Source organism: Alteromonas sp. K632G (assembly GCF_017653625.1).
Taxonomy (GTDB): domain Bacteria; phylum Pseudomonadota; class Gammaproteobacteria; order Enterobacterales; family Alteromonadaceae; genus Alteromonas; species Alteromonas naphthalenivorans.
On record NZ_JAGGDM010000001.1, the window covers coordinates 101,221 to 113,563 of the forward strand.

Consider the following 12,343-nt stretch of genomic DNA (forward strand, 5'->3'; position numbering starts at 1 on the left):
TTATGTCCTCGCCTTTTATTCATTTACGCGTACACAGCGATTATTCCATGATGGATGGGCTTAATAAGGTTAAGCCCATACTTGGCAAAGTGTCTGAGTACAACATGCCTGCTGTGGCAATTACCGACCAAATGAATATGTGTGGTTTGGTAAAGTTCTATTCCGGCGCGCATGGGCTTGGCATTAAGCCTATTATTGGTACCGATTTTTGGGTGACTAATGAAGCTTTTGGCGATGAGCCTTTCCGTCTTACCTTGCTTGCGATGAATAATGAGGGCTATAAGAACATTACGGTTCTTATTTCTAAGGCCTATTTGCGAGGTCATGTTGCTCACAGAGCGGTTATAGATCAAGACTGGCTTATTGAACATGCAGAAGGCGTTATCATACTTTCTGGTGCCCAGTTAGGGGATGTTGGTGTTGCACTGACTAAAAATAACACCGGCTTGTTGGCAGAATCGCTAGCCTTTTATCAAACCCATTTCCCAGACCGTTTTTATCTTGAGCTAATTCGTACCGGCCGCCCTGGCGAAGAAGATTATTTACATCGTGCGGTGGAATGTGCTGAACGGGAAGGTCTGCCTGTGGTGGCCACCAATGAAGTGTGTTTCATTGATAGAGAAGGGTACGACGCCCACGAAATACGAGTATGTATTCATGATGGCTACACCTTAGATGATACTCGCCGACCTAAACGTTACAGCGACCAGCAATATCTTCGTACCAGCGAAGAAATGGTGGAGCTGTTCAGTGATATTCCTGAGGCCATAGAAAATACGGTTGAAATCGCTAAGCGATGCAACGTTACAGTACGATTAGACGAATACTTTTTGCCCCAGTTTCCTACTGGTGGCATGACCACTGAAGATTTCTTAGTCAAAGTGTCGGAAGAAGGGCTTGAGCGCAGGTTAGCGTTTCTGTTTCCTGATGAACAAGTACGGGCAGAAAAACGCCCCGAGTACGACGACAGGCTCCGTATCGAGTTAGAAGTAATCAACCAAATGGGTTTCCCTGGCTACTTCCTTATCGTAATGGAGTTCATTCAGTGGAGTAAGGACAACAATATTCCAGTAGGCCCAGGTCGTGGTTCTGGTGCGGGCTCTCTAGTGGCTTACGCATTAGATATTACCGACCTCGACCCGCTTGAATTCGACTTGCTATTCGAACGATTCCTTAACCCAGAACGGGTATCAATGCCGGATTTCGATGTTGATTTCTGTATGGATAGACGAGATGAAGTTATCGACCACGTTGCCGAGCTTTATGGTCGTCAGGCGGTATCGCAGATTATTACCTTTGGTACCATGGCGGCAAAAGCCGTGGTGCGCGATGTGGGCCGAGTACTAGGTCACCCTTACGGTTTTGTGGACCGTATTTCAAAGCTTATTCCACCAGACCCTGGTATGACCCTTGAAAAAGCGTTTGCTGCCGAGCCTCGTTTGCCCGAAGTGTACGACCAAGACGAGGAGGTTAAAGATCTCATCGATATGGCGCGCATTTTAGAAGGCGTAACGCGAAATGCAGGTAAACACGCTGGTGGTGTAGTTATTGCGCCAACCACTATTACCGATTTTGCGCCGCTATACTGCGACGATGAAGGTAATAACCCTGTTACTCAGTTCGATAAAAACGATGTTGAAACCGCAGGGCTAGTCAAGTTCGACTTCCTTGGATTACGTACGCTAACCATTATCCAGTGGGCCATTGATATGGTGAAGGAAGGGAAGGGTATTGACATTGATATTACCTCTATTCCTTTGGCGGATGCAAAAAGCTTTCGTACCCTGCTAAATGCGGAAACTACCGCGGTGTTCCAGTTGGAATCCCGAGGTATGAAAGAGCTAATAAAACGTCTTAAGCCAGATAGTTTTGAAGATATTATCGCATTGGTAGCCCTATTTAGACCGGGTCCTTTGCAGTCGGGCATGGTAGATAACTTTATCGACCGTAAGCATGGCCGTGAAGCTATTTCTTATCCCGATGCTGAATACCAACACGAATGTTTGCAAGAAATTCTGGAGCCTACCTACGGCATTATCTTGTATCAAGAACAGGTAATGCAGATTGCGCAGGAAATGGCGGGCTATTCCCTAGGTGGCGCCGATTTGTTACGTCGTGCTATGGGTAAGAAAAAGCCAGAAGAAATGGCTAAGCAACGTGGCGCGTTCGCTGAAGGCTCGAGGAACAATAACATCGACCCAGATTTGGCGATGAAAATTTTCGACTTGGTAGAAAAATTCGCCGGCTACGGGTTTAACAAATCTCACTCTGCTGCTTACGCCTTGGTGTCTTATCAAACCTTATGGTTGAAAGCCCATTATCCTGCTGAATTCATGGCCGCAGTAATGTCGGCCGATATGGATAATACCGATAAAATTGTTACCTTGGTTGATGAATGCAGTCGAATGGGTCTTGAGTTATTGCCCCCAGACTTAAATGCAGGTAAGCATAAGTTCACCGTCGATGAAAAAGGCAGAATTGTTTACGGCATTGGCGCCATTAAAGGGGTAGGTGAAGGCCCCATTGAAGCCATTATCGAAGCCAGAGAAAACCAAGGTGCGTTTAAAGATTTATTCGATTTTTGTGCAAAAATTGATATTAAGCGCGTTAATAAACGGGTATTGGAAAAACTAGTACTTGCCGGCGCGTTAGACAATTTAGGGCCTCACAGGGCTGCACTCATGGCATCTTTACCTGATGCTATCGCAGCCGCAGGGCAGCATGCCAAAGCGGAATCCTTTGGGCAGTCAGACATGTTCGGATTGCTAACGACTGAGCCTGATGAAGTAGAGCAAGCTTTTGCCGATGTTCCGTTGTGGCCAGAAAAAGTATGGTTGGAAGGTGAAAAAGATACCTTAGGTTTATACCTTACAGGGCACCCTATTAATCAATACGTAGAAGAAATTAGGCATTACACTGATGGAAGGTTGGTTGACTTAAAACCCACAGGCAAGGAGCAAATGGCGAATGCAGTTGGCCTAGTGCTTGGGGTTAGGGTAATGACCAATAAACGGGGAAGACGCTGGGCTATTGTCACACTTGATGATAAAAGCGCGCGAATAGACGCTCGTTTTTTCCCAGATACCTTCGAACAGTATGAATCTATGCTAGAAACTGACAAAATATTGCTTATAAAGGGACAGGTCAGCTTTGATGATTTCTCTGGGGGCAATACAATCACCGCCCGTGATGTAATGGACATTGTTCAAGCACGGGAGAAAAACGCGAGAGCATTGGCGTTAAATGTTGAGACCCAGTTGCTTGAACCGAAAAAGATTAATCAAATGCAATCTATCTTGCAGGCCTTTAAAGGCGGAAGTTGCCCGGTGCATTTATTAGTAACCCATCCTGATGCTGAAGCACTGATTACGTGCGGTGCACGGTGGTTTGTTACACCAGAAGATCAACTTTTGCACGATCTCAAACAATGTTTGGGAGAAAAAGCCGTTTCAATCCTCTACCATTAATGGGTAGAGTTCGATAGATTGACTATCTCGCGTTGGCATTGACAAGCGCAGTACGAATAGGACATACAATGAGTATACAGTTTTTGGACTTTGAACAGCCGATAGCCGAATTAGAAGCAAAAATTGAAGAGCTTAGGTTAGTAAATCAAGGCGGTGAATTCGATGTTGGTATTGAAGAAGATATTAACAAGCTGCGTGGTAAAAGCGCAGAGCTAACAAAAAAGATTTTTTCTGACTTAGGCGCGTGGCAAGTATCACAACTGGCCCGTCACCCTATGCGCCCTTATACGCTAGATTACATTCCGCGTATTTTTACCGACTTCGATGAATTAGCGGGTGATAGAGCTTTCGCTGACGACAAAGCCATTCTTGGCGGCCCAGCTATGTTAGATGGGCAACCTGTGATGGTGATTGGGCATCAAAAAGGGCGCGACACCAACGAAAAAATTAAACGTAACTTTGGTATGCCTAAACCTGAAGGTTATCGTAAAGCACTCCGTTTGATGAAAATGGCAGAGCGTTTCAATTTACCAATTATTACTTTCATCGATACCCCCGGGGCTTACCCAGGTGTGGGCGCTGAAGAGCGCGGTCAAAGTGAGGCTATCGCGAAAAATCTGTTTGAAATGGCAGAACTTACGGTGCCCATCATTTGTACCGTTATTGGTGAAGGTGGTTCTGGTGGTGCTTTAGCGATAGGTGTGGGTGATCGTGTGAATATGCTTCAGTATTCCACGTACTCGGTTATTTCGCCGGAAGGTTGTGCGTCAATTTTGTGGAAAAGTGCAGAAAAAGCACCATTAGCCGCAGAAGCAATGGGCGTAAGTGCAGGCCAGATTAAAGAGCTTGGCTTAATTAATAGTATTGTTGAAGAGCCGTTAGGCGGCGCTCACCGAGACCATACTAGTATGGCTGCGAACTTAAAAGCCGTGCTTAAACAGCAATTAAGTCAACTTAAGAGCTTAGATACCGCCGACTTGATGGAAGAGCGTTATCAACGCCTTATGTCTTTCGGCTACTGCTAGTTAAACGAAGCGAGTAGAATGAGCCTAGCAAGTGAGTGAGATTGTAAATCACATCTGCGAGTCTATCACCGCAGCACTTGCTGATACTTCATTTAGAGCGCCACCTCTTCTCGTTGTTGCTTACAGCGGAGGGGTGGACTCCTCTTTATTACTTCACGCCTTGCATGTCTTTCGCAAGCAAACTTCTACACCAGTGCATGCCGTTCATATACATCATGGGTTGAGCAATAATGCCGATACGTGGTTACGCCACTGCCAATCTGAATGCGACAAATTATCGATTCCGCTTACGCATTACCACGTTGCCGTTGATAATGGCGCTCGTAAGAGTCTTGAAGCTGAAGCCAGAGATGCACGCTATAAAGTGCTTCATGAGTTTTGCCATACCCACAATGGGGTACTCTTATTAGGACAACACGCTGAAGATCAACTAGAAACTGTACTGTTGCAGTTAAAGCGCGGTGCGGGGCCACAAGGGTTGTCAGGCATGGGAGCGCAACAATGGCGAAATGGGGTACTTACCCTTCGTCCCATGTTAGCACTTCAGAAAAGCGATATTGTTGATGCCGCGAATCGCCTTGATTTGCAGTGGGTCAATGATGAGTCAAATGCCGATGATCGCTACGATCGTAATTTCCTCCGCAATCAGATTATCCCTGCGTTATCTGAGCGATGGCCTCAATTATCCAATACTGCACTAAGAAGTGCCCAGCTATGTGCAGAGCAAACGGCCTTAGTAACAGAGCAGGCTGAAATATATCTTAGTCAGTGCTTAGTGACAGATACTCAGTTAAAAGGCGCAGAGCTGCTTACCTTATCTAAAAACTGGCAACGAGCCGTATTGCGCCAATGGTTTTCAAAACAATCAGCGTTGCTTCCCTCTCAAGCGCAACTAATGCAAATAGAAAATATGCTAATGGCGAAACAAGATGCTGCGCCAGAAGTGTCGTTTTCTTGGGGCAAGCTCGCCAGGTTCAATAATGACCTATACTGGCTATCAAAGCGCAACACTCAAGTACCGCAAGCCATGGACATAACAGATAGTGTCGACACCGAACTGTATTGGTTGAGAGAACCACTAACATTAAGGGTGGTCCATAACGCATTGGGCGCAGTAATGATTAAAACTGGCGTGAAGGGGCTTCGCGTAAAACCCAAAAGTGCACAGGTATCGAAGTTACTTAAAGATTGGTTTAAGCAATGGAAAGTCCCTACGTGGGAGAGAGCCGAAGTGCCTCTACTCTTTTTAGATGATGAGGTGGTTGCGTTGGTCGTAAATCAGAAAGTTGTTACTTTGAACACCATGCCATCGACAATAACCGTTGAACTAGTGAATATAGACTAAAGTCTATATTCGTGAGTAATAAGGTGGCAGAGTCGGCAAATATTTGCCAGTGGGCAAAGATGTGAATTTATTAAATAACCACCGTGCCAAAACACGCTTATTTGCTTAGATATATTTGTTATAGCTAATATATGTTAAAACGCATGCAGCCTCTGCCGCAATAAACACTCAATTAGCTACCAATATTCCGATGAGGTACTTGCCGTAGTTTTTTGCAGGGTGCTAACACTAACATCGCCCCGCTATGAACATCGCCCTCGCTATGACTGCTACTATCGTTTTCATCGAACGCGCAATAAGCGTCATTAACGGGGTATACGACCCCCGTGGCTTAAGCGGCTAAGTAGTTATTTTTACCAGATTGCTTCACTTTGTATAACGCAGCATCGGCGCGGTCAAAAAGCTTACCGGTATCGTCACCCTCACGGTAAATAGCGCCACCTAAACTGCACGATACATTCATGCGTCTTAAGTAACTTGATTGGTTGATACTAAGCTGAATACGCGATGCGGCACATTCTAACTGAAATTGTGTTTGGCAATCTAAAAGGCAGCAGAACTCGTCGCCACCAAATCGAAATGCTTCATCTTCATCTCTTAGTACTTGTTGTAACTGAGACGCTACATGGACTAAAACGTTATCACCTTCTCGGTGACCGTGGCTGTCATTAACCGATTTGAAATTATCTAAGTCTATGACAAGCAATGAAAAGCCTTCCTCGTGACGCTGAGCCCATCCTAACTGACGTATTAGTGCCTGATCGAAGCCTGAGCGATTCCCCAAGCCAGTTAGCACGTCTTTAGTCGTCATCTGGTGTAGGCGTAAAAAAGATTGTGCTTGAGCGACTTGTTTAGCAAATAGTTCATGAAGTTGCTCTAGTGCATTACGTTCAGAAAGGGAAAGCGGTACTGCGAAATAATAATGCGCAGTTGCGGGTTTACCTTCCTGAGAGGTAACACCTGGCAATGGTATCGCCACAAGTGTTGACGATAGTTTGGCATTTCCGTATACCCAACGGGTGTCTAAATCCGATAAGCTTAAACCGGTCAATGAGAAAAAACCATTCAATTGGCGAAAGTAAATTTCACCAAGCTTTTCCAATTCCAACGTAGACAAAATCTCGCTGATGAAGGAGGTTATTTCACTGGCAGATAACGCCTGACCCGTGCTAGCAGGAGGATAAAAATTGTCATGTTGTGTGCTATCGTAGATAGTAGTAGAGAAATCCACGGAAATGCCCCTTTAGCAATACGGAAAAATATACATAAGTGGAAAGTGTCAAAATTTGCCGCTTATGCTAATTTGTTAGTAGGTATTAGCAAGCTTAATGCCAATTCCTGCAATATTGCTTTGCGATATAGGCTATTAAAAATGTAGGGTCGCTAGGGCTGCTGTAATACTTTGATGTTCAGTCGTATTTTAATTTAGATGTGCGTAAGTTTTAACCAGCGCGGAACATTAAAGCCTCAAATTAACGGTAGGGAGATGTGAAGTGAGTGCCGGTTTTTTGAACGTGATCGCGTTAATGTTTATTGCCGTTTGTAGTGTGGCTATTTTTAAGCGCATCCATTTACCGCCAATTTTAGCGTATTTATTTGCAGGTATATTAGCGGGCCCACAGCTCTTTGCGCTTTTCGCTCACCCTCAAGAAATGCATTTGCTGGCTGAAACCGGCATCGTTTTTTTGCTCTTCTCACTAGGGCTGGAATTTTCCCTACCAAAGCTAGTGGCCATGCGCTCATTAGTATTTGGCGTTGGGGGTGGTCAAATGCTGCTGACCACCGCTGTATTTACCAGCATTCCTTATTTATTCGGGTTACCTATCAAAGCTTCCATTATTATTGGTGGAGCGCTGGCACTAAGCTCTACCGCTATAGTCATCAAACAAGCAACTGAAATGGGTATTCTCAATAACAGAAGAACCCAGCTGGCTGTTAGTATTCTGCTATTTCAAGACCTTGCCGTTGTTCCATTCCTTATTGCTATTCCCTTGCTTGCTCAAAGCGGCGAGGTGAGCATTGCGTTTGCCTTAGGTGAAGCCTTGTTAAAAGGTATATTTGTCATCGCGTTTTTAATGTCGGTAGGCAAGTGGGTGTTGCCTTGGGTCTTTAGAGAAATAGCCAAAACCCGCACCGATGAGCTCTTTGTTCTTACCACAATTTTAATCGCGCTATTGGCTGGCGGCCTAACCTATTACTTTGGGTTATCGATGGCGCTAGGGGCTTTCCTTGCGGGAATGATGCTAGGGGAGAGCCAATACAAATACCAACTTGAAGCCGATATTCGCCCCTTTCGCGATATTTTAATGGGATTGTTTTTCGTTACCGTTGGCATGCAGCTCGATATAAATGTGCTGTGGAGTAACTTCTTTACCATTGTTCTTGGCGTTGTTGGGCTGATGATTATCAAAATTCTTATGGTAAGAATGGCCGCTGCGTTTGTGAAAACTAATCCTCTGGATGCATGGTCGGCGGGTATTAAGTTATGTCAAATTGGCGAGTTTAGTTTCGTTATTGCTGCATTGGCGACCACTTATGGTGTGCTTACCACTGGGCAATCTTCTCTCATTGTGAGCATGGGGGTATTGAGCATGGCGCTAACGCCTTGGTTAATGAACAACAGTTTGGTATTTGCAAAGCGTATTGTGGCCAATAAGAGTGAAGACAATGCGCACAATACGTTAATAGTGGATAACGATTTAACCAACCATGTTGTGATTTGTGGCTTTGGCAGGGTGGGGCAATCGGTAGCTCGCATGCTGAAGATGGAAGGCATTGCATTTATAGCGATTGATATGGACCCAGTTCGTGTGCATGAAAGTAGGAACGCTGGTGAGCCAGTGCTGTTTGGCGATGCCAGTAAAAAAGACATTCTTAGTAGCGCCAATGTTGAAAAAGCAAAGCTTATCTTAGTCACCTTTGACCAACCTGATAAAGCAAAACAAGTTATTAGTGGCACCCATCAAATAGATAACACCGCAGATGTTATGGTGCGAACTAAGCGAGACTATCAGTTAGATGGTTTATATTCTGCGGGGGCAAATCAAGTCGTACCCGAGTTGCAAGAAGGTAGTTTGATGCTTATTTCTCAAGTACTGCATTACGCCGGTGTGCCCATGTCTCGAATCTTAAAGCGTGTTCGCGCGGAACGAAAAGGACGCTACGATCACTTGCATGGATTCTACCCAGGGGAAACGACTGAAATTAGCTACGGCACTGAGGATAAACTCGAATTCATACACGCTGTGGTGCTTTCAGAACATGCTGCATGCATGGGAAGCAAAATTAAAGATATCGACTTTGCCAAAATGCGGGTTCGTGTACGGGGATTAAGAAGAAATGGCACCGAGGTAAAAGATCCCGACCATGAAGCTGTGTTGCAACCCCATGATGTGCTGGTTATTGCCGGCAAACCTCGGCGCGTAGAACGCGCTGAGAGAAAACTACTGGAAGGCAGCTAGCCGACAACAGAATGCTTTAGACCGTTCTGATAAAAATTCGAAGTACGAACACGCTTTCAAAAAGGCACTTAGGAAAAGCGTTTTACAAAAAGCCTATGCAACTTTGTCTTTTTCCAAGTCGGCAAACTGTTTTTTCAGGTCGTATTTTTCATCGGTTACAATTTTTTCAAGCACAGAAACCCGTTCTTTGAGTGATGCGATTTCGGCTTCATAAGCTTTCGATGCCTTGTCAGATACTTTATTCGACTTTTTTGTTTTTACTGAGTCTGTGATGCTCACAATAGCCCAAGCGATAATAGCAACAATAGCAATGGCGGTCATATTCATGGAACTTTCCCTTCAGTTTGTTTTGAATTGTTCTGCACTCAGTGTAGGTGAAAAATTGTATTCTTTCCTACAAGCCAAGCTTACAAAGCGACTACGCTAAACCCACTTTTTTCGTTACTATAGCGCTTATAAATACGCTTTTTGGGAAAAAAGTGTAAATAAATACGTAACTGTACATTAAAGCTTTTGAGCTACTTCATATAGAATAAGCCGATGGACAAGTTTGTATTTACGTTATCACTCTGTAATTCGCAAGTATGTCTATAACAAAGATAGCAAGATGGCTGCCATTGTTATAAATTAACTATAAATCAATTGTTTATAGTAATTTCTATTAATTGGATTATGTTGGTGAAAATCTAATTCACAAAAAATTAGTTAAATTAACGAATGAATGACGAAATTAACAACTCTAAACGCATGGTAAAGCATACAAAGTGGATGCAGCACGCCCTTAGCCTAGCGGATAAAGCAGAAGCAATGGGAGAGGTGCCGGTAGGGGCTTGTGTTGTACACAATGGTGAATTAATAGGTGAAGGGTGGAATACGCCTATCACAGATAGCGATCCTTCCGCTCACGCAGAAATGAATGCGGTAAGAATGGCGGCAAAGCACTTACAAAACTACCGTACTACCGATGCCACGCTTTATGTCACTTTAGAGCCATGTTCAATGTGCGCAGGAATGTTGGTTCACGCCAGAATTAAGCGAGTGGTATATGGTGCCAGCGATGCTAAGACTGGGGCGGCAGGGTCAGTGATGAATATTTTGAACCATCCATCACTCAATCATCAGGTAGATGTCATATCAGGGGTGTTGGCCGACGACTGTGCTGATAAGATTTCAGCATTTTTTAAACGTCGTCGAGCGCAGATAAAACTAGATAAAAAAGCCAAACAAGCGGCGCTTAAGAATTGCGGGTCAACTGAGTAAACATCTCACTGGTGACAAACAGTTTGCGGCGTTGTAGTACTTTTTGATGCATTCTTTTTAGCATCACTCTACGTCTATTATTATTTTTCAATTTTATTCCTTTCCTAAATAATTTGTTTCTTTTCATTTTGCCCTCCTTGTTAATACAAATTGGGAAATTGAATAAGGCATGATTTCATTTCATCATTTCATCATTTCTGCACTTATGCCTTAGCTAGCCGAAAAGGCTAGGTACATTCGATATTACTTATCTTAGATGACATCATAATGACAAAATTCAATATGGCGCCAGCTAAATTCTTCCTTGTTCATCTAGCCAAAGAAGACTGTCGTAATATCGGCGAATATTGTCTACATACTGAAGCGCTTCATCGCCCCGAGCGTACCCATAACGTGTTGTTCTGTAGTACTTCTTTTGCCTTAGCTGTGGAAGCCGTTGTTTTACATCTACCCACAAATCTGGATTGCCGCCCTGACGCTCTGTAAGAATTCGGGCATCTTCTAAATGACCTAGGCCAAGGTTATACGCCGCCATTGCCATCCAAGTTCTATCCGGGTCGCCAATTCTTGCAGGAATTCGTCCTAATAAGCTGGCGAAGTAGCGAGAGCCACCGCGAATACTTTGTTCTGCGTCGGTACGATCTTCAACATCCCAGTCATTAGCCGTGTCCATGGTCAGCATCATTAAACCGCGAACGCCAGTACGAGAGATTGCATCAGGATCCCAGTGGCTTTCTTGATAACTCATTGCGGCTAATAGGCGCCAATCCAAATCACCTGCATATTGCTGAAACATACTTTTGTAATCTTTTAACAGCGACTCGGCGGATTGATTAAATGCACGACTGTCTACGTAGTCAAATTGCCTAATGTGACCAAAATACTTTTCTTCTAATACGGTAAACCACCCTGATTGATGCACGGTACCAAAATATTCAATAATGGCGGCTTTAATAGAATCATCTAATTCAGGGTTTAGCGCCCATGCCATTGGCATTTCTTCTCGTACGGTTAGGCCTACGGCCAAATTAGGGTGTCGTCTTCGTTGCAGCGCAAGACGGTTACTATCTGCAAGGGTATAGGCAATTTCACCTGTAGCCACTTTTTGTAGCAGTTCCTCGGCATCAGAATCTTCTGTAGTGACTAACAGGGATTCACTAGCGCCGTTTAATACTGCAAGTAGCTGCGCTTGACTGCTTCCCGACACTGCTACAACAGGGTCGACAAGGCTATCAAGTTCTCGAGGTCGTGTGGTGCCCGCGCGGTATACCAAGTGTTGCGCAACAGTTTGATATGCAGGACCATAGGTGAAGCGCATCAGTAAGGCATCGGTAACCGCGTCACCTGTGGCCACAATATCTAGGTTGCCTTCAGCAAGTTGCTCTAGCATCGCGTCGTAACTGTAGAAAGGATATAAGTCGAGCGTTACCCCGACATAATCTGAAAAGCCGGCAAGTAATTCATATTCAAAACCTTGCGGACCTTCGGCGCCATTATAATAAGTCGCCGCGCCATAAAGCGTGCCTACCTTTATTGAACCGCGCTCAATTAATGACAACAGAGCGTTCGGAACGGTAGGAGAGCCACAACTTGAAGCGAAAAAGCATAATGCGATAAAAAAAGTTGTTTTTAATCGCTTTTTGTATTGTTGTAACGGCATAAACCTTTTCTTATTGTTGTAAATTGGGTTTTGAGAAAAAAAACTGCAACATAGCCTATGTTGAAGGTTACCAATAGAACATAAATCCTCTATAATCCGCGCCGAAATATTCATCAATTACAGAG

8 protein-coding genes are annotated in these 12,343 nt (G+C 44.3%); 5 read left to right on the top strand and 3 right to left on the bottom strand.

What is annotated here, in order from left to right:
- The first annotated feature begins 2 nt into the window (after positions 1-2).
- The 3 genes from dnaE (at position 3) to tilS (ending at position 5,837) form a co-directional block, all read left to right on the top strand.
- The gene (gene dnaE / locus J5X92_RS00485) at positions 3-3,467 is read left to right on the top strand and encodes a DNA polymerase III subunit alpha (protein WP_208804192.1); all 3,465 of its coding nucleotides are present in this window, start codon (positions 3-5) and stop codon (positions 3,465-3,467) included.
- A gap of 68 nt (positions 3,468-3,535) precedes the next feature.
- Positions 3,536-4,492: an acetyl-CoA carboxylase carboxyl transferase subunit alpha gene (gene accA, locus J5X92_RS00490; RefSeq protein ID WP_013785174.1), complete on the top strand. Its 957-nt coding sequence runs from the start codon at positions 3,536-3,538 to the stop codon at positions 4,490-4,492.
- Positions 4,493-4,523: 31 nt separating this feature from the next.
- Positions 4,524-5,837: a tRNA lysidine(34) synthetase TilS gene (gene tilS, locus J5X92_RS00495; protein WP_126872024.1), complete on the top strand. Its 1,314-nt coding sequence runs from the start codon at positions 4,524-4,526 to the stop codon at positions 5,835-5,837.
- Between the two features lie 331 nt (positions 5,838-6,168).
- Here tilS and J5X92_RS21350 read toward each other — a convergent pair whose 3' ends face one another.
- Positions 6,169-7,068: a GGDEF domain-containing protein gene (locus tag J5X92_RS21350; RefSeq protein WP_013785172.1), complete on the bottom strand. Its 900-nt coding sequence runs from the start codon at positions 7,066-7,068 to the stop codon at positions 6,169-6,171.
- Positions 7,069-7,330: 262 nt separating this feature from the next.
- On the opposite strand from J5X92_RS21350, the gene J5X92_RS00505 reads away from it, so the two are divergent.
- Complete coding sequence (locus J5X92_RS00505) at positions 7,331-9,298, top strand: cation:proton antiporter (protein WP_013785171.1); 1,968 nt, start codon at positions 7,331-7,333, stop codon at positions 9,296-9,298.
- 93 nt (positions 9,299-9,391) lie between these two features.
- Here J5X92_RS00505 and J5X92_RS00510 read toward each other — a convergent pair whose 3' ends face one another.
- Positions 9,392-9,619: a hypothetical protein gene (locus tag J5X92_RS00510; RefSeq protein WP_126872083.1), complete on the bottom strand. Its 228-nt coding sequence runs from the start codon at positions 9,617-9,619 to the stop codon at positions 9,392-9,394.
- Positions 9,620-10,015: 396 nt separating this feature from the next.
- Here J5X92_RS00510 and tadA point away from each other — a divergent pair, with 396 nt between their 5' ends.
- Positions 10,016-10,558, top strand: coding sequence for a tRNA adenosine(34) deaminase TadA (gene tadA, locus J5X92_RS00515; protein ID WP_126872023.1), 543 nt, complete (start codon positions 10,016-10,018; stop codon positions 10,556-10,558).
- 292 nt (positions 10,559-10,850) lie between these two features.
- Here tadA and mltF read toward each other — a convergent pair whose 3' ends face one another.
- Complete coding sequence (mltF, locus tag J5X92_RS00520; RefSeq protein WP_013785168.1) at positions 10,851-12,218, bottom strand: membrane-bound lytic murein transglycosylase MltF; 1,368 nt, start codon at positions 12,216-12,218, stop codon at positions 10,851-10,853.
- Positions 12,219-12,343: the final 125 nt, after the last annotated feature.